The organism is Halobellus sp. H-GB7 (assembly GCF_030848585.1).
GTDB lineage: Archaea > Halobacteriota > Halobacteria > Halobacteriales > Haloferacaceae > Haloquadratum > Haloquadratum inordinatus.
This window is the reverse complement of record NZ_JAVDDW010000012.1, coordinates 30,904-51,752: the sequence shown is the minus strand read 5'-3', so window position 1 is coordinate 51,752 and position 20,849 is coordinate 30,904. Positions and strand designations below refer to the sequence as shown.

Sequence of the window (20,849 nt, the reverse complement as noted above, 5' to 3'; positions counted from 1 at the left end):
AAAATCAGTCCGCAGCGTAGGTCGGGAGCCGTGCCGACGCGGCGCTACCCTCGACGAACGGGAGCGCGATGCGCTCGGCCGCGACGTCGGCGTCGTCACGGATCGACAGCGACGTCGCGTCGAGATCGAAATCCACGAGCGCCAGTGCGATGGGCGTCTCCAGCGACGGGCTCGTGACGGCGCGCGTCACGGCCCCCACGCGCTCGTCGCCGTCGAAGACTGGAGTCTCGGCCGGCGGGAGCGCCGCCGCCTCCGCGTCCGGGTCGGCCTCGCCGCCCGTCTCGATCCGGAGGCCGACGAGTCGCTGGCTCGGCTGCCCGCGGTTCTCGACCTTCGAGACGACCTCCTGGCCGACGTAACAGCCCTTCTCGAAGTCGAGCGCGTTGCGGAGGCCGAGGACGTTCGGGATCCGACCCTGTAGTTCGGTGTCGAAAAGCGGTGTCCCCGCCTCCGCCGTGAGCGTCTCCCAGGTCGCGTAGCCGAACGGGACGGCGTTCAGCCCGAACATCAGGAGCGTCTCGAAGACCCGTTCGGCCGCGTCGGCGGTGCAGACGACCTCGTAGCCCTCCTCGCCGGCGAGGCCGTCGCCGGCGATCACGGTCACGCCCTCATCGCCCATCGACCCGCGGACGAACGACAGTTCGGGTTCGGGCGCGCCCGCACCGTTGAGCACGCTCGCGACCTTCTCGGTCGATTGTGGGCCGTGAACGCCGAAGACGGCGAACTCAGAGGACGCCTCGGTGATCTCGACATCCTGGATGAACACCTTCTCGGACCACTCCTCGGCGAGCGGTCCCGCGCGCGCTGGCGGTGTGAAACAGAGGAGTCGCTCACCGGCGTTGTAGACGTACAGATCAGTCTCGATCCGGCCCTGGGGGTCCAAAAGCAGCGCGTAGACGCCCTCGCCGTCCGCGCGCGGGACGCGGTTCGAGACGGTGTCGTCGACGAACGCGATGCGATCGTCGCCCTCGACCACGACGACGCCGTAGCCCATCTCGATCACGCCCGCGCCGTTGCGGACTGCCCGGTGGGTCCGCTCCGGACGGCCGTACTCGCGGACGATCCGGCGGCCGCCGCGCTCTTCGAACGTCGCACCGTGCGCCTCGTGCAGTTCCGTGACGACCGTCATCGTACGTCTGTCCGCGTTCAGGGGTGAAAACCGCAGCGTCCTGTGGCGGCACCGACGGCGGGCGCCGTCGGTCGGCCGTCGTTCACAGCCCCAGTCGATCCCGGAGCGCGTCGACGAAGCCGCGTTCGTCGGGACGCTCCTCCTCGGGATCGGGGACGGCTCGGTCGTCCACGAGGATGACGACGCGGTCGTCGTCGCCGTTCTGGACGGAGATGAGGTCGTCTTCTTTCAGTGCCGCGAGCGCCGCTTCGATTTCGTCGATGTCGGCGTCGACAGCGGCGCGCACCTCGAAGACGGTCATTCCCTCCTCCGCGCGATCGACGAGGGCGTCGAGAACCGCTACTTCGGTGTCACGTCTGTCTCGGAACTCGCGCCGCGCTCTCATAGGTGGTGATTCGCCCCGGTCGGGTATACGCTTACCGCCGTCGCGACCGTCCAGACGTGGTCTCGGACACCGGTCGCCCGCGTTCCGTCTGCCGTCCGTCTGACGCAGGAGGTACACTTTTGACGCTCAATGCCGGAAAGGCGGGTAATGGGACTCAAGTGCCGTCTTCTCGGGCACGCGTACGGGGAACCCGAGGTCGAACGCGATCGGGAGGAACAGGGGGACGAGGTCGTCGTCACGATCCGCGAGGTGCAGGTCTGTGAGCGGTGTGGAGACGAACAGGTCGTCAGTCAGAACAAGGAGGTGACGGCGATCCGCTCGCCCGAGGATGTCGGCCTCGACGAGCCGGAGCCCACAGAGAGCGAGCAGGCGTCGACCGGCAGTACGGGCGCGTCGGCAGCGGACGCATCCGGGACGGACGCGCCAGCGACGGGCGAGACGGCGCCGTCGACGGCGGCCGCGACGTCTCCCGTCGACGGGGCCGACGCGGACCAGCCCGGAGAGACGGCCGCCGCGTCCGCCGACCAGGACGCCGGCAGTCCGATGAATCAGATCGACGAGGCCGAGGCGGACGCTCACGGAAGCGGCGTCGAGAGCGAGGCTGACGCCGTCGCCGAAGGCGGGAACGCAGCCGAGACAGACGGCACCTCCGACGGCTGGGAGACCGGCAGCGACGAGTGGGACGACGTCGAGGCCGACCCCGACGCCGACGACGCGGTCATTCTCGACGACGCGGAGACCGAGCGCGACGACACGCAGTGGCCCGAGGAGACGGAGACGGATCCGAGTCGGGCCGCACAGCAGTCTGCGGCCGCCGAGCAGGGCGAACCGGTCGAGGACGACCCCGTCGAGGAAGAGGAGGTGACGAACGATGCGGAGATCATCGACGGCGACGCAGAGCAGAGCGAGCCAGCGGACAGCGACGAACGCGGCCACGGCGAGTGGCCCGAACGCGACGACGGCGCCGACGCCTGGCCCGAACACGAGGGCGACGACGAGGGCTACGCGGCGACCACCGGGAACGACGCCGACGTCGACCTCGGCGGAAATGGACTGACGCCAGAGGTGAACGGACACGCGGCGGCCGCAGAAAGCGACGGTGCAGAGACGATCGACGGGATCGCCGCCGAAGAGGGACACGGGGCCGTCGCGAGCCAGCAACAGCGCACAGAGCCCGCGAGCGCCGATCCCGGCGAGGACGGCTTCACTCGCGCGCGGGAGTCGACGACGCTCGAATCCGACGTCCCGGACGAACAGGTCGAATTCTACTGCCCGAACTGCGGACACTCTCGAACCGCGGGCGCGTCCTCGATGCGCGCGGGGGACATCTGCCCCGAGTGCAAGAAGGGCTACATCGCCGAGCGCGAGCGGTAAGGTCGTTTCGACCGACCGTCACGGCGCGGGGACGAAACAGGTAAACCACCACCTGCCGAAGCACGGTCTATGAAGGAGTACAAGATGCGTCGCGGGGAGACGCTGGAGGAACGCATCCCGGATATGGAGACGACCGTCGAGGAGTACTTCGGTCCGATCACGGACACGATGGAGTACAAGGGAAGCGACCTCTACGTCGTCGAGGAGCCCGATAATCCGGTCTTCAAACGCATTGTCGCCGGTGCTGTATCCTACAGCGGGAAGAAGGATCGCCTCGGCGTCGAATTCGAAGAGCGTGACCCCGCCGAACTATCGCCCGACGATCTGGAAGCCGCCGGCGACGCCGTCGACGCGAAGAACGACTTCCTGCTGGAAGCCACCGGTCGGGACGCGAAGTCGCGCCGCGACTCGATGAAGCGCGCCGTCGAAGACGACGCCCCCGACTACTGACACGACAGACGTATTCTCCTCGATTTCGGGGCCTCACTGACGCCGAGAGCGACTGGTGAACGGTCGTCACCGGGGCGGTGAACCCGCTGAGTTAAGTGCGGGGCTCACCCGTATCACCACAATGGCCTACTACGTGGGCGTCGACCTCGGGGCGACCAACGTCCGTGCGGTCGTCGCCGACGACGACGGCACGGTCATCGGAAACAGCGACGACAACACGCCGCACGCGCCGACTGGGATCATCGTCACCGAAGCCGTACTTCGGGTCGTTCGAGAGGCGTGCGACGACGCCGGAATCGATCCCGAGGAGGCGACGGCGGCGGGCATCGGCGCGATCGGCCCGCTCGACCTCGCCGAGGGTGCCGTCGAGAACCCGGCGAACCTGCCGGACACCATCGATCGAATCCCCCTGACTGGGCCGCTCTCCGTGCTTTTGGACACCGAGCGAGTGTACCTCCACAACGACACGAACGCCGGCGTCATCGGCGAGCGCTTCCACTCCGAGCGAAATCCCGACGATATGGTGTATCTCACCATCTCCTCGGGGATCGGCGCGGGCGTCTGCGTCGACGGCAACGTCCTCTCGGGATGGGACGGGAACGCGGGCGAGGTCGGCCACATGACGCTCGACCCGCAGGGACACCTCACCTGTGGCTGCGGCCACGACGGCCACTGGGAGGCGTACTGCTCGGGGAACAACATTCCGCGCTACGCCGAGTTTCTCTACAGGGAAGACGACGTCGAGACGACACTGCCGGTCGAAGATCCCGACTTCTCGGCGGTCGACGTCTTCGAACACGCCGGCAACGACGAGTTCGCCACGTACGTCGTCGACCAACTGGCCCACTGGAACGCGATGGGCGTCGCGAACATCGTCCACGCGTACGCCCCGCTCATCATTTACGTCGGCGGCGCCGTCGCGCTCAACAACCCGGAACTGACGCTGGATCCGATCCGCGAGCGGATGGACGAGATGGTGATGTCGAACGTCCCGGAGATCGAACTGACGACGCTCGGCGACGAGGTCGTCGTGATGGGCGCAGTGGCGAGCGCGATGACCGACGGAACGGGCGATCGCGCTCGGCTGTAGCGCTCCGTTTTCCGTTTTGCCTCCCGATCGGTCGTGGAAGACCGTGACACACTTTTCTCGACGCCAGAAGAGCGCGAGCGCAACCGCAAGCTACCAAAGCATCGAGCGCCAACGGGTGGTAATGAGCGACACAGAGGACTCTCTCCGGCGGCGCATCGAGACCTGGATGGCCGGACAGATGCCGATCATCCAGATGCACGGCGGCGAGAGCGTGGTTCGGAAAGCCGATCCCGACACCGGCGAGGTCGTCGTCGAGTTGGGCGGCGCGTGCGCCGGCTGCGGCATCTCGAACATCACCGCCGACAACATCAAAGCAGACCTGATAATGGACTTCGAGGAAGTCCAGGACGTGCGAGTGAAGGTTCCGAGCGCCGGCGATCACGGCAGCAGCACGGTTGAGGGCGGCCGCGGCGGCGAACTGCAGTACGGCACCGAAGATCCGGGGCACTTCTGAGACTGTCGGACAGAAGTTCGTGAACTATGTTGGCGCCCGTGGGATGCCGATACTCTTCACACAGTTCTGTCCGACAGTATGAGACTGCCGGCTGTACAATCGGTCGCAGCGGCGGTCGGACCGAGACGTGACTCGGCACCCGACGAGGTGCTTTTGTCCGCCGAGTCCAACGTACGGGCGTGTACGACGCCGACGCGCCCCAGGAGTTCGCTTTCGAACTCGCACTCTGTGCACATCTCGAAGCGGCGACCGAGTGGGTGCTGGGCCGGCAACTCGGCGCGGCCGTCGAGCGTTCGGGCCGGCGAATTATGGACGTCGTCGGCGTCGTTCCCGGACCGGCGTTCGACGACCGGGCGCGAATCACGGCGGAGACGGTCCCGGTCCGCGCCGTCGAGAGCGACGTCGGCGTCGGCGAGGCGATCGCCCGACACCGCGCCGTCCGCGAGTCTGATCGGCTCCACGACGCCGCTGTCGACGCTGCCGTAGAGGTCGGGTTCTTCGAGACGGAGCGGCGAAAGACCCGCGAGTACGTCCGGCAGACGACCCGGTATCCCGACGACTGGTTCGACCGCCTCGTCGGCATCGAGAACAAACCTGACCTCGGCGACCCGGGAGCGCTCGACCGACAGCTCCGCACCGACGTCTCGCTCGGGCTGTTCGATTCGGTGATCCTGGCGACCGAGAGCCACGTCACGCGGGCGCACCTGAACCGGATCCCGACCGAAGTGGGCGTCTGGCGCTTCGATCCGGAGACGCAGAGCCGAGACGTGATCCGCGAGCCCACGTCGCTATCGACGGACGCGCCCGGCGTCGAACTCGTCGAGGAACGCCCGCTCGAAACCGAGGTCGAGGTCGTCGACGGCGACGCGAAGGCCCGTAGCCGGCGGCGCGTGGCCGAGCGGGTCTACGGGAAGGGGTGGCGCACCTACGACGCCCCGGCGTGTGCCCACGCCGAAGTGACCGACGACGGCCGCCCCTATTGTACGCAGTTCGGTCGCGTCGTCGATCCGAGTCGAGCGTGTGGCGCCGACTGCGGCGCCCACGACCCCGCCGTCGCTCCCGAGGTTGACGCCGACGCACTCCGAGACGCGCGCACGCCCTGGGAGGGGAACCCGCCCGGCGTCCGTCGCCGCCAATCCGGGCTCGACCGGTTCAAATAACTGACTCGGTTTCGGGTGATTTGTTTTTTAGATACTGGGAATCGGCTTCTATTTATACAATCTTGCCGGCAAAAGGTGCAGATGTGAGGTGACGGACGATGGCCACATCCATTCAGACGACCGTTGGAAACGTCGTCGACTTCGACCTGCAGGGGACGCTCGCAGGCTACTGGGTCGCCGTGCTGCGCGTGGTGACCGGGTACTGGTTCCTCCACGCGGGGGTGACCAAGTACCTCGCCGCCGAGCCATTCGACGCGCAGGGGTGGCTCCTCAACGCGACCGGCGGAAGCCCGATCCAGAGCTTTCTCGTCTGGGTCGGCCAGACGCCGTGGCTGCTGGAGTTCACGAACCTGATGATCCCGCTGGGTGAGACGCTCATCGGACTCGGCCTCGTCGTCGGCGCGTTCGTCAGACTGGCGAGCTTCTTCGGGGCCTTCCTGATGGTGTTCTTCTACCTCGGGAACGCCGCCTGGAGCCACGGCCTGGTCAACGGCGACCTGATGGGCCTGCTGCTGTTCGCCACGCTGGGCGTCCTCGGCGCTGGACGGGTCCTCGGCCTCGACGCGGTCATCGAGAAGGCCGACCTCGGAAACACCCGGGCAGCGAAGTACCTGCTCGGGTAGCGACGTGGCACGTCGCGGCAGCCACCACACGCTCCTTTTGCTGTGAGATTCAGAGGTCGTAGGTCTCGCCGTCGACCGCGAGCGGTTCCTCGAACGCCTCCTCGACGGGATAAAAGTGCGCCGTGTGGACGAGGCGGGCCTCCGTCGCCGACAGGTCGGCAGCGAGGTCCAGCGCGCCCTCTCGGGTCATATGCTTCGAGCCGAAGGTCCGCGGGACGCCGGCGGCGTCGTGGTGGTCGCCCCCGAGCGGGTGATGCTTGCACAGCGACGCCGGGACGATCGCGTCGGCGAGGAACAGATCGGGATCGTCGAGCACCTCGCGGGATTTCTCGGGGACGGCGTAGTTCGTATCGCCCGACAGCGACAGTTTCGCTCCCGTCTCGGGGTCCTCGATCGCCAGCCCGTAGCACAAAAGCGGCGGGTGTTCGACGGGGACGAGCGTCACCTCCAGCCCGCAGACCTCGAACGGTTCCAGCGGCGTCTGCGAGTGGACGGTCACCCGGTCCAGGTAGTCGTACTTGCTGCTCACGGTCTCTGCGACGCTCTCGCCCGTTGCGGGATCGGTCTCGTCGGCAGCGTAGACGGGAAGATCGTCGAACAGGCGGTAGGCGTTGCCGAGGCCGTCGAGATGATCGAAGTGGATGTGGGTGACGATCCCCGCGTCCGGCAGCGAGACACCCTGGGTTAAGAACTGATGGCGGAAGTCGGGGCTGAAGTCCACGAGCAGCGACGCGCCGGTGCGCTCGTTTTCGACGTGCACAGAGAAGCGCGTGCGCTCGACGCCGCGGCGGCGCGCCTCCGCGCAGGTGTCGCACTCGCAGTCGACTGTCGGCGTCCCGGTCGTATCGCCCGTCCCGAGGAGAGTGACCCGCATCGCACGGAGGTAGGGGACCGGTGAGTGATATATTGTTGGCCCACCACGGCGGAGTCGCGGGAGCGGAAAGCACTTTTCGCCGGTGACTGAATCGGGGCAGTATGGTCCCCACGGATGCGCCTCACAGCGAAGCGGCCCGCTCGCACTCTGTGACCTCCCGCCGACGGTTTCTCGCACTCGCGGGAACCGCCTCTGTAACGTCTCTGGCCGGTTGCAGCGCGCTGACCGGCGGCGGCGAGCGGACGGGGTTTCACGACGGCGACTGGCTCGTGTACGGGAACGGCCCCGGCAACGCAAACCGCGTCGCGGGCGCCGCGCCGGCGCCTGACGAGCACGCGCCGTTAGTTCCGGCCGACTGGCCGTACGCACCGCCGGTCGTTCACGACGGGATCGTGTACTTCGCCGCGGAGCGGCGCGTCGTCGCGATCGGAATCGACGGGCGAGACGAGTGGACGCGAGACCTCAACCGCGAGGTGTCCGGCGCGCCCGCTCTCGACCCCGAGCGCGGACGGCTGTACGTCCCGACACGAGAAGTGGGGCGGGCAGACGACGCCGGGGGAGGCGAAACCGGACCAGAACGAGCGTCGGTCACGGTCCTCTCGACGGCTGAGGGCGACGTCCTCGACTCCCACCGCGTCGGCGACGAGCGGACGTACGGCGTCACCGTCGCCGACGGGGACGTCTACGTCCGGAGCGCAACCGCGTGCGTCAGGCTCGCCCCCGACGGCACCGAGCGCTGGCGGCGCTCGCTCGATCGACTCGTCTACGACGAGTACAACCTCGGCGACTCGACCGCGACGCAGATCCCGCCCGCCGTGACCGACGACGGCGTCTACGTCCCGGATCGAAACGCGCTCGTGAAACTCGACCGCGAGGGCGGCGAGGAGCGCTTCCGCGTGCCGGTCGATACGCCGTACGCCGCCGCCGTCGCGGACGGGTCCGGCGTGATCCAGACCGGGTGGCAGGAGACGGTCGCGGTCGACCGTGCGGGCGAGGTGCGCTGGCGACGCGGCCTCCAGAGCCGCGCCCCAGTTGCGGTCGACGGGAGCGATGTCTACGTGGTCGCGGGCGACCTCCACGAACTCGACGGAGAGACAGGTGACACGAACTGGCAGGCACACGTGCCGAGCGAAGGGACGGCCGCGCCCGTCGTGACCGACGAGGACGTCCTCGTCGCTGGGAGCGGCGTCCGCGCGTTCCGGCGGGACGCCGGTGGGTTGCTCGGCCCAGAGCGTCTCCGGTGGCGTGAGGATTCAGTCCACGCGACCGCGTACGCCTCGCCCGTGGTCGCGGCCGGCCGCGCGTTCGTCGCGGGACCGTTCGGGCTGCTCGTTCTAGAAACAGACGACAGGTGACTGGTGAAAACGAATCGACCGACGCCGTCGATCAGTGATCGTGCGCGTGGTCGTGTGAGTGCCCGTCGCCGTCGCCCGCGACGAGCTGTTCGCCGTCCGACATCATATCCATATTCTTCAGGTTGTCCCGCTCCTCGAAGTCCTCGACGGCTTCGACGATATCTTCCTGGGTGAGCGTCGTCCGTTCCTCGGTCAGCGCCTCCAGGACGGCCTCCCGAAGCACCATCCGGAGGTCAGATCCGGTGAGCCCTTCAGTTCGCTCGGCCACCGCCTCGGGGTCGAACTCGGCGATGTCCATCCGCTTTGTGATGATGCGGAGGATGTCCGCCCGCATCCCGCTGTCGGGTTTCGGGAAGTTGACAATCTCGTCGAAGCGCCGCCACGCCGCCGCGTCGAGCTGGTCGGGGTGGTTGGTCGCGCCGATGAGGATCACCTCGTCGCGGATCAGCGAGATATCGTCGATACTTTTCAGGAGGGTGTTGACCGCGCGCTTCAGCGCCGCGTGCTCGTCGGAGCGGCGCGTCTTCGCGACGGAGTCGAACTCGTCGATAAAGAGGATACACGGCGAGAGCCGCTTTGCGACCTCGAAGGTCTTCTCGACGTTCTTCGCCGTCTCGCCGAGGTACTGACTCGTGATCATCGAGAGTTTGACCTCGACGAACGGCAGGCCGAGTTCGTGCGCGAGGGCGCGTGAAACGGTCGTTTTCCCCGTTCCCGGCGGCCCGACGAAGAGGATCTTCCCGATCTCGCGGAGACCGATTTCGGCGAGGTACTCGCGGTGTTCGATCGCCTGCATCAGCTTCTGGATCTCGCCCTCCTGGTCGGTGGTCAACACGAGGTCGTCGAGCGTCATCTCGATCTCCTCGGGCGCGCGGACGTGCACGAGATCGAGCATCTCGGCGTCTTCCTCCTCGTCGAAATACTCGTCGAGGAGGCTGTCGATCCAGACGCGGTCGGCCTGGATCGGACGGGTCTGCTCGCGCGCTTCCGCGTGGGTCACGTCCACGCCGTCGTGGTCCTCGACGGCGGCCGCGATCGTCGGATTCGTCGCCAGTCGCTCGCGGTCGGCCCGGTCGAGGAACCACTCGATCGCCATCTCGGGTTGCGTCAGCGAGATGCGGCCGGAGAACTCCTCGCGCTGGGTGAAGAGCAGATCCGAGACCGCTTCCCAGGGGTGTTCGACCCCGGTCGCCTTTCGCGCGACGCTGTTGGTGACGACGAGCGGCCGCTCGATGCCGACGACGTTCGATTCTTCGTCGTCGTCATCGCCGTCCTCGTCGGACGGATCCGTCCAGAAAACTCGGCGGTACCGCGGCGGGAGATCGTTCTCGTCGAGGTCACGGTCTTCGGTGTAGAGATGTGCCGTGAGGAGGAACTCGACCACTTCGAGAGCCCGGTTACTCATCCCGAAGACGTTACCCACTCACGCGCATAAGCGCGTCGAAACGACGGTGGGAGAAGAATCGACAACGGGCGCGACAGCGTGATCGCGGCGCTGCGTACAGAGAAGATTGTACGCCCGTCGAAGAACTGCACGCCCGTACAACTCTGTGTGCAGTCCTGCGCGTTCGTACCCTTTTATCCCGACGGGGGTGTCATCGTATGCTATGCCAACGCCAGTCATCGCCGCTGCGTACCGCACGCCGTTCGGAAAGGCCGGTGGCGTCTTCGCGGACGTCCGCAGTGAGGACCTCTCGGTCACGCTGATCGACCACATCTTAGCGGAGACCGGAGTGGAAAGCGACGACGTCGACGACCTGATGTGGGGCGTCGCCCAGCAGCGCGGCGAGCAGGACAACAACCTCGCCCGCGTCATCGCGCTCCTCTCGGAGTTGGGAGAGAACGTGCCCGCGACGTCGATCAACCGCTGGTGCGCCTCCTCGATGCAGGCGATCGTCTCCGCCTCCGACGCCATCGCCGCGGGCAACCGCGAGTGCATCGTCGCGGGCGGCGTCGAGAATATGAGCCGCGTGCCGATGGACGGCGACTCCTATCAGCATCTCCACCCCGATCTCACGGAGGAGTACAACGTCTTCCAGCTCCAGATGGGAATGACCGCCGAGAAGGTCGCAGACGAGTACGAGGTCTCCCGCGAGGCGCAAGACGAGTACGCCCTCCGCTCACACCAGCGGGCCGCCGACGCGACCGAATCGGGGCGCTTCGACGACGAAATCGTCCCCGTCGAGACCGACGACGGGGCCGTCACCGAAGACGAGGGAATCCGCCCCGACACCTCCCTTGAGGTGCTCTCGGAGCTCTCGCCAGCGTTCACCGGTGACGGCACCGTCACCGCCGGCAACTCCTCGCAGGTGACAGACGGTGCAGCCGCCGTGCTCGTCACCTCCGAGTCATTCGCCGAGGAACACGGCCTCGATGTCCTCGCAGAGGTCGGCACCAACGCCGTCGCCGGCGTCGATCCGACAGTGATGGGAATCGGCCCGGTGCCGGCGACGCGCGCGCTGCTCGAACGCGCCGGCACCGACATGGACGACTACGGTCTCGTCGAACTCAACGAGGCGTTCGCCAGCCAGTGCGTCTACGCCCGGCGAGAACTCGGCGTCGAGAGCGAGCGGTACAACGTCAACGGCGGCGCGATCGCGATCGGTCACCCGCTCGGCGCATCCGGCGCGCGACTACCCGTGACACTCATTCACGAGATGCAAAAGCGAGACGTCGACCGCGGGCTCGCGACGCTCTGCGTCGGGTTCGGACAGGGCGAAGCGATCGAGTTCCTGCGGTAGCGTCGACACCGACACAATGCGAGTGTCGGTGGCGGTACCGGCGCTGAATCGAAGTGCGGGAGAAAGACGCGCGCTACTTGTCGGGGTGGACGTACTGGATCGCCTCGCGGACCTCCTCGCGGCCACCGATGATCGTGATCCGGTCGCCTTGCTGGAGCGTCAAGTCCGCGTCGGGGACGTGGGTCTCGCCCTCGCGCTGGACGAGGACGATGAGCGAGTCGTCCGGGAGTTCGGGGCCGACCTCGCGGATCGTGCGGCCGACGATCTCCTCGGACGTGACTTCGATCTCCTGGACGTCACCGGAGCGACCGATCTCGCCCATCCAGTCCATCATCGACGGCCGCTCGATGTAGTTGTCCATCGCCTGCGCCGTCGCCAGCGTCGCCGAGATCGTGCGGACGCCGAGTTCCTCGAACGCTTCGGCGTTGTCGGGGTTGTTCACCCGCGCGAGGATCGTCTCGGGGTCGAACTTCGAGCTGGCGAGCTGTGAGACGAGCAGGTTCACGTCGTCGTTGCCGGTCGCGCCGACGACGATCCGCGCGTTCTCCGCGCCGGCCGACCGGAGGACGTCCGTGTCGGTGCCGTCGCCGTGGTGGACAGTGAAGCCGGCGTTCCGCGCGGTTTCGACCGTCTCTTGGTCCTGTTCGATGAGCACTACGTTCTCTCCGCGGCCTTCGAGGCGTTCGGCGAGCGTTCGGCCCACCTTCCCGCCTCCGATGATGAGTACGCGCATTGGGATGATGTCGAGGTATTCGGCTATCTGTCGGGCGAATCCGCCTTCGAGAACGACGGTGACGAGGATGACGAGAAAGACCGTGCCGACGAGCGTGTTCGCCGCCTCGTCGAGGCCGGCGTTCCGGAGTTCGATCGCGAAAAGCGTCGCGACCGAGGCTGGAATGATCCCCCGAGGACCGACGAGGCTCATAAACCACTTCTCGCCGGTGCTGAAGCGATCGCCGCGCGCCGAGAGGAACACGAGCGCCGGGCGCAACACGAGTGCGACGACGGCGGCGACGAGGAGGCCGGGGGGGCCGATCGTCCGCAGGATGTCGAATTGCAACAGCGCCGCCAGCGCGATGAAGACGAACGAGAGGACGAGCAGCGTCACGTCGCCTTTGAACGCCGAAATCTCCTCTTCGTACGGGATGTCGGTGTTGCCCATCAGAATGCCCGCGGTGGCGACGGCGGCGATCCCCGCCTCCGTCGCGATTGTGTCTGCGGCTCCGTAGGCGACGAGCGCGCCGGCGAGAGTGAGCAGGCGGGCGTTCTGCGGTGCGTTCCCCGGCGAGAGGTCGACGTACCGGAGCGCATAGAGAAGCACGGCCGCGACGATGCCGCCGATGACGACGCCGACGCCCAGGCGCTCGGCGAAGAGCGTCAGCAGCGCCATCGGTTCCGTGACGCCGGAGATGATCGCCTCGAAGATGACGACCGCGAGGATCGCCGCGGTCACGTCGTTGACGATCCCCTCGGTCTCTAAGGCGGCCTCGACGCGGTCGCGTGCGGGGACGACTTCCAGAATCGGCGTGATGACCGTCGGCCCGGTCGCGACGAGCAGGGCTCCGATCAGGAACGAGAGGGACCACGAGGCGGCGAGCAGGACGTGGACGGCGACGGCAGTCCCGACGAGCGCGATGGCGGCCCCGAGCGTGATCAGCTTGAGTGTCGCTGCCGGCGCCTCCCGGAGCTTCTGGATGCGGAGGTGAAACGCCCCCTCGAAGACGATGATCGCGACCGAGAGGCCGACGATCGCACTCAGCGCGTTGCCGAAGGAGTCCGGTCCGACGACGCCGAGCACCTCCGGGCCGAGGAGGATTCCGGACGCGATCAGAAAGACGACGCTCGGGATGCGAAAGCGATCCGAGAGGATCTGTGAAATGACGCCGATCCCGATGATTGCGGCTACAATGGGGATGAGATTCGCCCCGCCTGCGGTCGCCACTAGGACACCTCCATACCTCCGTTTTGATCCCCCGAAGGGTATAAATCCACACATTCCGGCCGGTTTTCGACCGACAATAGGTGGTGAATACGAAATTTGCTCGTATAATTGGTGGACGAATGTCCGGTTCTACTGCGAGATCGTCGTATCCGCGTCGGGGTCGTAGAGCATCTCGACCTGATCGCCGTACTGAGCCAGGATGTTCCGGCGCTTTTTCTTCATCGTCGGCGTCAACAGGTCGTTCTCCTCGGAGAACTCCTCGGAGAGGATGCGGAAACGCTTGATCTGCTCGTAGGACTCGAAGTTCTCGTTGGCGGCGTCGATCTCGCGTTGGATCCGCTCGCGGACGCGGTCGTCGCGTGCGATCTCGGCTCGGCCTCCAGGAAGGTCGACGCCCTCGCTGTCGGCCCACTCTCGGATACCCTCGAAGTTGGGAACGACGAGCGCGGAGACGAACTTCCGGCCGTCGCCGACGACGAGACACTGTTCGACGACGGGGCTCGCGGCGAAGGCGTCTTCGATCGGTCCCGGGGCGACGTTCTTGCCCGTCGAGAGCACGAGGATCTGCTTCGCTCGCTCGCGGAAGGTGATGTACCCGTCCGGCCGCAGTTCGACGATGTCGCCAGTGCGGAACCACCCGTCGTCGGAGAACGCCGCCGCAGTGTCGTCAGGGCGGTTCCAGTAGCCGTCGGAAACGTTCGGCCCCCGGACGAGCAGTTCACCCACGTCGCCGCCGGCGGCGCCGGACTGGTCGCCGACGATGCTCTGATCGAGGTCGACCTCGACGTCCGGAAGCGGCGGGCCGATCGTTCCCACTTTCGGCTCTTCAGGTGGGTTGACGGCGACGACGGGGGCGGTCTCGGTGAGGCCGTAGCCTTCGAGGATCGGCAGGCCCATCGCGTGATACAGCCGACACAGCTCCGGTGAGAGGCTCCCGCCGCCGCTGATGAAGAAGTCGACGCGCCCGCCGAGCGCCTCGCGAACCTGCTCGAAGACGAGGCGGTCCGCGAGGCGGTGTTTGGCCGACAGCACCGCCCCCGGATCGTCGGCCGCGTGGTACGCCTGCCCTACGTCGACCGCCCACTCGAAGATCCGGCGTTTGACTGGTGACTCGGCCGCCTGCGAGCGGATCGCGTCGTAGAGCTTCTCGTAGACCCGCGGGACACTCGTGCCGACCGTCGGCCGGACCAGTTGGAAGTCCCCCCGGAGCGTGTCGGGGCTCTCGGCGTAGGCGACGGTCGCGCCCGCGGCGAACATCAGGAAGTGCCCGGCGAGACGCTCGAAGACGTGCGCGAGCGGGAGAAACGAGAGCGTCGTCGATCCCGCAGAGATCACGCCGCCTGTCTTGTCCGGTCGCGGGCCGAACCGCCGGTAGCACTGATTGACGTTCGACCGGAAATTGTGGTGTGTGAGTTCGACGCCTTTCGGCTGGCCGGTCGTCCCCGACGTATAGATCAGCGAGGCGAGGTCTTCGGGGTCGCGTTCGTCCAGCCACGACTCGTAGGCGGTCTCGTCGAAGGCCTCGGTTCCGCGGTCGTAGACCTCTGCGAGCGTGTAGATGTCGTCGCGGTCGCGGACGGCGCCGCCCATCCCGCTTCCGTCCGGGATCTCGTCGACGACGACGACGAACCCCAGATCGAGGTCGTCTTCGACGGCGAGCACGCGCGAGAGCAACTCGGCGTTCTCGACGACGACGCCGCTCGCGCCGGGATCGGAGAGGAGATACTCTACCTGCGACTGCGAGGAGGAAGTGTAGACGGTCGTGACGACGGCGCCCGCCGAGAGCAGTGCGAAGTCAGTCTGTGCCCACTCCATCCGCGTGCCCGAGAAGATACCGACGCGGTCCCCGGCGTCGACGCCGAGCGAGCGAAAGCCGGCGGCGAGTGCGCGGACGATCTCGCGCATCTCCGCGTACGTCACTCCGGCGTAGTCGCCCTCTGGCGCAGCGGATACGACGCCGCTTGCGACGAGCGAGCGGTCGTAGACGCCGCCTTTGTACCGTTGGGCGACGGCGTCCGCGTTCCGGGCCGCGCTCTCGTCGAACATCCGTGCCAGCGTCGTCTCGTCGAGGACGTCGTCGTCGAACGACGCTTCCGCCTCCCGCCAATTCATAGCGGTACGACACACCCGGGCGAATTAAAGGTACAGCCGTTCCGGACGCAGTCCGTTGTTCGTGGTTGAACGTCCACAGGCGGGTCGCGCGTTTACGCGTCGGGGCCGGTTCCCTATGGTGCGGTTATACGAGGAACGGATCCCGTCCGCGACTCAAAGGCCGAACCGGAGCAGCCACAGCGCCGCCATCCCGGCGAATATCGTCGCGAAGACGTCGTCGACGTACCACGCGACCGCACCCGCGACGATGCCCGCGAATAGTCGCTCGTTGCCGACGACCGCGACCGCGCCACCGGGCGCGACGAACGATGGAACGGCGAGTGCGGCGAACACCGCCGGCGGAACGAAGCGAAGCGCACCGGTCACTCGCTCGGGGACGTCGTCGATCCGACCGAACAGGTAGATGAACGACGCGCGGATGCCGAACGTGGCGAGGCCGAGCGCGACGACGACGCCCCAGACCGAGAGCGGGCCGTAATCGGTCGGCATCAGTGAGCACCTCCGTCGTCGGTGTCACGGCTCGCCGTCGCTAGTCGCTCGTCCGCGATCACGCCGGCGACGACGCCCGCCAGGCCACCGGCGATGAGGCCGAGGTTGAACGGCACGCCGAAGACGTCGCCGGCGACGGCGACGCTGCCGCCGACGACCGCCGCGACGAGTTTCGGTCGCGTGGTGACAGCGGGGACGAGGAGGCTCAAGAACACCAGCGGGACGGCGAACTCCAGCCCCCACGAGTCGGGGACGCGCGCCCCGACGACGATCCCCAGGACGGTACAACACTGCCAGACGACCCACAGCGACACCGCGACGCCGAGGTAGTAGTTTCGCCGCTCGGTGGAGTCGAGGTCGCGGTCCGTATAGCGCGCGATCGAGAGCGCGTACGCCTGATCCGTGAGCACGTACGAACAGAGCGACTTCCACCAGGTTCGGAGCGGCCGGAAGTGCGGCGCGATCGACGCGGAGTACATTACCATCCGGAGGTTGATCACGAGGCCCGTGACGAGGACGACCAGCAGTTCGGCGTTGCTCCCCAGCAAGTCGATAGCGGCCAGTTGTGAGGCCCCCGCGAAGACGACGACCGACAGCCCGACGGCCTGCAGCGGCGTCAGTCCGGCGTCGATGGCGGCCGCGCCCGCGACGAGCCCGAACGGGGCGATCCCGATCAGAATCGGCGCTGCATCGCGGACGCCGCGGCGCATCTCTGCGGGGAGCGGTACGCGGGACACGACAGAGTGCTCCGAGCGGGGCAATTAAACCGGTACCGTTTCGCCGCTCCGGGCGATCCCGGCGCTCGCCGTCCTCGACTCGCTGGGGACTCACGTGCGACACCACTAACTACCTCTCCCCAGTAAGAAGCGGTATGTCGAACGACGCGCAGTCGCAGGCCGGGACGGCCGAGGGGCAAGGCCCCGTCGAAATCTCTATCGACGTCGCCCGGCAGTTGGAAGAAAAGCGAGCGGAACTCTTCGAGGAGTTCGGAATCCGCGATCAGTTCCCGTCGCCGGTGCTCTCGGAGGCGCGCTCGCGCACCGAAGGCATCCAAGACGAGATCGAAGACGAACTCGACGAGCGCAAGGACCTCCGCGATCTGACGACCTGGACGACGGACCCCATCGACGCTCAGGACTTCGACGACGCCCTCAGCATCCGCGAGAACGAGGAGACGTACACGCTGTGGGTCCACATCGCCGACGTGACCCACTACGTCCACCCGGAGTCCGAGATGTGGAACGAAGCCGTCGAGCGTGGGAACACGGTCTATCTCCCCGGCTACACGATCCATATGCTCCCGCCGGTCCTCGCGGAGACGGTCTGTTCTCTGGTCCCCGAGGAAGACCGTCTCGCACACACAGTCGAGATGGAGATCAACAAAGAGACGCTCTCATTCGAGGAGGTCGACATCTACAAGTCCGTCATCCACTCCAACGAGCGGCTGACCTACACGCAGTGTGAGAACCGCCTCGACGACCCCGAGGCGCCGCTCCACGAGGAGAACGCGCTCGTCTACGAACTCGCCGATCAGCTCCACGAACAGCGAAAGGAGGACGGCTCGCTCGTCTTGAACCCGAGCCGCGACCGCGCCCACACGATCATCGAGGAGTGTATGCTGAAGGCCAACAAGGCCGTCACGCACGAACTGATGTGGAACCGCGGCGTCGAGGCGATGTACCGCGTCCACCCCCAGCCGACCCCGGATCAGTGGGACGAGGCGCTCCGCGAGATCACCGAACTCGACGGCGTGAACATCTCCGGTGCCTCCTGGGACGACCCCCGAAAAGCCGTCAACGACGCCTTAGAGAACTCCGATTCGCGAGCGCTCAACAAGATCCAGCGGGCGGTGCTGAAGGTGATGCCGCGCGCGAAGTATATGAACGATCCCTTCGGCGGTCACTACGCGCTCAACTTCGACATCTACGGGCACTTCACCTCGCCCATCCGGCGACTGTCGGACCTCATCAACCACTGGATCGTCCACGAGAACGACGTCCCCGAGGACTTAGTCGAACTGTGCGACCGCGCGTCCGAACGCCAGAAGGACGGCGAGACGGCCGAACGGCTCTACAAACAGTTCCTCGAAGAGGTGCATCTGGACCCACACGCCGTCAACAACCGCGGCGTGGTCACTGTCGACGACGACGGGAACGTGGTCAACGAAGAAGGGCTTCCGCCCGAGCGGATCGATCTGCGGGACGAGTAAGCGTCTCCGACCGCGCGGCCGGGCCGCTTACTGCTTTTTGTGCGTAAAGAGAAGTACCTCGTCCTCGTGTGTCGTTACGCAGAGATCGAGCAGCATACTGAGTTCGAGGCTGTTGTACTCGTCCTCGCAGATGACCAGATCGTCGAACGGGTCACCGCACGCGGGACAGGCGATACTCACAGTGTTCCGATACGTCGTCACCCCGCCCGCCGACTCGTGCGGCGTCAGCGACGAAGTGAGGTCGTCGTACTCGCTGTCCTCCATCGTCCCCACGAACGAGGTGATCCTTCATAATTCTACTCCTCGCGGCGGGGCCAGGAGGCAAAAAACTCCGCGACGCGGGCGACCCGTGGTGAGACGGCTTCGAGACCGACCTCGTTACTCGGCGATCGGCAGTTCGACGACGAAGACCGCACCCTCCGGGTCGTTGTCTTCGACCCAGACATCGCCGCCGTAGGTGTCGACCAGCGTCTGGACGAGATACAGACCGAGGCCCGTACCGCTGCTCTCGAGGCCTTTCTCGCCCTTGCCGAAGATGGCTTCCTTCTGGGATTCGGGCACGCCCCGCCCGTTGTCCGCGACGCGGACCTGCACCACCTCGGCGTCGTCGTCGACGGTCGCCGAGACGGTCACCTCGGGCACCTCCTTGTCGTTGTGCTGAACGGCGTTCGTCAGGAGGTTCCTGAAAACCGAGCCGAGAATGCCATTTGCCAGCACTTTCTCCTCCGGAATCGGCCCCTGAGTGGCGACGACGGCGTCGGTCTCGGATGTGAGATTGCTGAGTTCGCTTTCGAGTGCGGCGCGGAGGCTCACCGGCCGACGCTCGCTCTCGTCTGTGAGCATCACCTCTGCCATATCCCGCGCGGTCTGGGTGAGTTCGACCGCGTGGGCGGAACTTTCGCGGATCTTCTGGATGTACTCGCGCTCTTCGTTCGTCTCCGCGTCGTCGAGTTCCGCTTCGCGGAGTTCCAAGAGCAAGTCCGCGTAGGCGGTCACCAACTGGAGGTCGTTTCGGATGTCGTGGCGGACCACCTGATTCAGGGTGTCGAGGTTGTCGCGTTGCTCGCGCAGGCGCTGTTCGTACTCGTTGCGGTCGGTGATGTCGATGTACACGCCGAACTGGTGCGTGACGTCGCCGTCGTGTTCGATCGGAGCCGACCGGAAGAGAAAGTCCCGGACGCCGTCGCGGGCCCTACGCCGCACTTCGCGCGTCAAGCGCTGGCCGTCGGCTGCCTTCTCGTCGAGCAGTTCGGCCTCCGTTGCGGCCTCCTGATGGGGTGGGACGATGAGGTCGTTGATGTCTTTGCCGATCGCCGCCTCGGCGTCGTAGCCGAACGTCGTCTCGAACGCCTCGTTGACGTCGCAGAGCACCGCCCCGCCGTCGGTGAGCTCGACGGTGACGATCGGCTCCGGGACGCCTTCGAACAGCGCCTCGAAACGGTCGCGTTCGCGTCTGAGTTCGCGCTCGCGCTCCCGCCGCTCGGCGCGCGACTGGGCGAGCGCGTTGCTGAGTTGGTTGAATCCGTGCTCGACGTGCTGCCACTCGTCGGTGTCGTCGAGGTCGACCGTGGTGCCGTACTGCTCGTCTTCGAGGGCCTGAAAGCCGCCCAGCAGGCGCGTGAGTTGCTGGATACTCTGCCGGTAGATCCACCACCCGAACCCGAAGAGGATGCTGAGAACCGCCAGGAGCGACCCGATCTGCACGAACGTCACCATCTGGATCGTCGATTCCACTTCCGAGCGGTCCTCGCGCACGCTGACCGTCCAACCCGTCTCCGAGACGGTTACGTTGTGAACGAAGTCAGTGCTCGTCGGCGAGCCGCTGGCAAAGATTCGCGTCCCGTCCCGCGAGTAGAGCCGCAAGCACTCCTCGCCGTCGAGCGTCGACGCGAACCGGGAGAAGAACTCGTCTTCCGAGAGGTGAAACACGGCGTTCAGCGTGCCGACGACGCGGCCGTCACGGTAGATCGGCGCACTGACCGTGATGATGTGGTTGCCGGATTCGGCTTCGACTGGGTCGCTGACGTACGTCGTTCCGTTCATCGCGCGCTGGAAGTACTCGCGGTCGCCGAACTCCGATCCGACGAGTTCCCGACGCGTCTCCGGAGAGACGTCGGAGACGATGTTCGTCATCGTCCCGTTGGCTGCGATGACTGACGCGCCCGAGAAGCCCGACCGATTCACGAACCTCGCTAAGGCCTGCTGTTGTGCGGTGCTCCCGTGGTCTCCGATAGCCGAATTCGCGGCCGCGACAGAGACAGTTCGCTCCAGCGCCGTGAACTGCTTTTGGAGCTCCGAGCTGACGTGTTCGGCCGACCGCTGGACCTCCATCTCCTCGTGCGCGTACAGGGTGTCTTTGTACTGCTGAAACCCGACAAAGACGGCTCCCGAGAGGATGATCGCGACGATCAGTATCGAGAGCAAGAACGCACGCTTGATCTTCACTACCTCCCAGCATTGGA

The 20,849-nt window shown here is 66.4% G+C and carries 19 protein-coding genes; 9 read left to right on the top strand and 10 right to left on the bottom strand.

Annotated elements, in window-relative coordinates:
• Nucleotides 1–4: 4 nt before the first annotated feature.
• Both RBH22_RS15680 and RBH22_RS15675 read right to left on the bottom strand, forming a co-directional pair.
• Nucleotides 5–1,129, bottom strand: coding sequence for an aminomethyltransferase family protein (locus tag RBH22_RS15680; RefSeq protein ID WP_306678145.1), 1,125 nt, complete (start codon nucleotides 1,127–1,129; stop codon nucleotides 5–7).
• A gap of 82 nt (nucleotides 1,130–1,211) precedes the next feature.
• Entirely contained in the window at nucleotides 1,212–1,514 is a 303-nt protein-coding gene (locus RBH22_RS15675) for a DUF6432 family protein (RefSeq protein ID WP_256288731.1), read from the bottom strand.
• A 147-nt stretch (nucleotides 1,515–1,661) separates the two neighbouring features.
• Between RBH22_RS15675 and RBH22_RS15670 the strand changes: the two genes are divergently transcribed.
• From RBH22_RS15670 to RBH22_RS15645, 6 genes are all read left to right on the top strand, one after another.
• On the top strand, nucleotides 1,662–2,888 hold the full coding sequence (locus tag RBH22_RS15670; protein WP_256545980.1) for a hypothetical protein: 1,227 nt from the start codon (nucleotides 1,662–1,664) through the stop codon (nucleotides 2,886–2,888).
• A 69-nt stretch (nucleotides 2,889–2,957) separates the two neighbouring features.
• The gene (locus RBH22_RS15665) at nucleotides 2,958–3,338 is read left to right on the top strand and encodes a DUF5611 family protein (protein WP_121568579.1); all 381 of its coding nucleotides are present in this window, start codon (nucleotides 2,958–2,960) and stop codon (nucleotides 3,336–3,338) included.
• A 121-nt stretch (nucleotides 3,339–3,459) separates the two neighbouring features.
• Nucleotides 3,460–4,428, top strand: a complete 969-nt coding sequence (locus RBH22_RS15660; RefSeq protein ID WP_306678144.1) for an ROK family protein — start codon at nucleotides 3,460–3,462, stop codon at nucleotides 4,426–4,428.
• A gap of 121 nt (nucleotides 4,429–4,549) precedes the next feature.
• Nucleotides 4,550–4,882, top strand: coding sequence for a NifU family protein (locus tag RBH22_RS15655; protein WP_121568581.1), 333 nt, complete (start codon nucleotides 4,550–4,552; stop codon nucleotides 4,880–4,882).
• A 179-nt stretch (nucleotides 4,883–5,061) separates the two neighbouring features.
• Nucleotides 5,062–6,042, top strand: a complete 981-nt coding sequence (locus RBH22_RS15650; protein WP_306678143.1) for a DUF5787 family protein — start codon at nucleotides 5,062–5,064, stop codon at nucleotides 6,040–6,042.
• A 98-nt stretch (nucleotides 6,043–6,140) separates the two neighbouring features.
• The gene (locus RBH22_RS15645; protein ID WP_306678142.1) at nucleotides 6,141–6,665 is read left to right on the top strand and encodes a DoxX family protein; all 525 of its coding nucleotides are present in this window, start codon (nucleotides 6,141–6,143) and stop codon (nucleotides 6,663–6,665) included.
• Nucleotides 6,666–6,714: 49 nt separating this feature from the next.
• Here RBH22_RS15645 and RBH22_RS15640 read toward each other — a convergent pair whose 3' ends face one another.
• The gene (locus RBH22_RS15640) at nucleotides 6,715–7,539 is read right to left on the bottom strand and encodes an MBL fold metallo-hydrolase (RefSeq protein ID WP_306678141.1); all 825 of its coding nucleotides are present in this window, start codon (nucleotides 7,537–7,539) and stop codon (nucleotides 6,715–6,717) included.
• A 101-nt stretch (nucleotides 7,540–7,640) separates the two neighbouring features.
• On the opposite strand from RBH22_RS15640, the gene RBH22_RS15635 reads away from it, so the two are divergent.
• Nucleotides 7,641–8,894 (top strand): PQQ-binding-like beta-propeller repeat protein, encoded by a 1,254-nt coding sequence (locus tag RBH22_RS15635; RefSeq protein ID WP_306678140.1) that lies wholly within the window; start codon nucleotides 7,641–7,643, stop codon nucleotides 8,892–8,894.
• A 31-nt stretch (nucleotides 8,895–8,925) separates the two neighbouring features.
• On the opposite strand, the gene RBH22_RS15630 is transcribed toward RBH22_RS15635, so the two are convergent.
• Nucleotides 8,926–10,299 (bottom strand): ATP-binding protein, encoded by a 1,374-nt coding sequence (locus RBH22_RS15630; RefSeq protein WP_256288724.1) that lies wholly within the window; start codon nucleotides 10,297–10,299, stop codon nucleotides 8,926–8,928.
• Between the two features lie 202 nt (nucleotides 10,300–10,501).
• On the opposite strand from RBH22_RS15630, the gene RBH22_RS15625 reads away from it, so the two are divergent.
• A complete protein-coding gene (locus tag RBH22_RS15625) occupies nucleotides 10,502–11,635 on the top strand; it encodes a thiolase family protein (RefSeq protein ID WP_306678139.1) in 1,134 nt (377 codons plus the stop codon).
• A gap of 73 nt (nucleotides 11,636–11,708) precedes the next feature.
• Here RBH22_RS15625 and RBH22_RS15620 read toward each other — a convergent pair whose 3' ends face one another.
• The 4 genes from RBH22_RS15620 to RBH22_RS15605 form a co-directional block, all read right to left on the bottom strand.
• A complete protein-coding gene (locus tag RBH22_RS15620) occupies nucleotides 11,709–13,577 on the bottom strand; it encodes a cation:proton antiporter (RefSeq protein WP_306678138.1) in 1,869 nt (622 codons plus the stop codon).
• Between the two features lie 129 nt (nucleotides 13,578–13,706).
• Nucleotides 13,707–15,689 (bottom strand): long-chain fatty acid--CoA ligase, encoded by a 1,983-nt coding sequence (locus RBH22_RS15615; RefSeq protein ID WP_306678137.1) that lies wholly within the window; start codon nucleotides 15,687–15,689, stop codon nucleotides 13,707–13,709.
• A 153-nt stretch (nucleotides 15,690–15,842) separates the two neighbouring features.
• A complete protein-coding gene (locus RBH22_RS15610; RefSeq protein WP_256288719.1) occupies nucleotides 15,843–16,178 on the bottom strand; it encodes an AzlD domain-containing protein in 336 nt (111 codons plus the stop codon).
• The gene (locus tag RBH22_RS15605) at nucleotides 16,178–16,888 is read right to left on the bottom strand and encodes an AzlC family ABC transporter permease (protein ID WP_306678177.1); all 711 of its coding nucleotides are present in this window, start codon (nucleotides 16,886–16,888) and stop codon (nucleotides 16,178–16,180) included. The genes RBH22_RS15610 and RBH22_RS15605 overlap by 1 nt, the downstream gene beginning before the upstream one ends.
• A gap of 161 nt (nucleotides 16,889–17,049) precedes the next feature.
• On the opposite strand from RBH22_RS15605, the gene RBH22_RS15600 reads away from it, so the two are divergent.
• Nucleotides 17,050–18,387 (top strand): ribonuclease R family protein, encoded by a 1,338-nt coding sequence (locus RBH22_RS15600; RefSeq protein ID WP_306678136.1) that lies wholly within the window; start codon nucleotides 17,050–17,052, stop codon nucleotides 18,385–18,387.
• Between the two features lie 27 nt (nucleotides 18,388–18,414).
• Here RBH22_RS15600 and RBH22_RS15595 read toward each other — a convergent pair whose 3' ends face one another.
• Together RBH22_RS15595 and RBH22_RS15590 are read right to left on the bottom strand one after the other, a co-directional pair.
• Nucleotides 18,415–18,651 (bottom strand): hypothetical protein, encoded by a 237-nt coding sequence (locus RBH22_RS15595; protein WP_121568593.1) that lies wholly within the window; start codon nucleotides 18,649–18,651, stop codon nucleotides 18,415–18,417.
• 114 nt (nucleotides 18,652–18,765) lie between these two features.
• Nucleotides 18,766–20,832: an ATP-binding protein gene (locus RBH22_RS15590; RefSeq protein WP_306678135.1), complete on the bottom strand. Its 2,067-nt coding sequence runs from the start codon at nucleotides 20,830–20,832 to the stop codon at nucleotides 18,766–18,768.
• Nucleotides 20,833–20,849 lie beyond the last annotated feature (17 nt).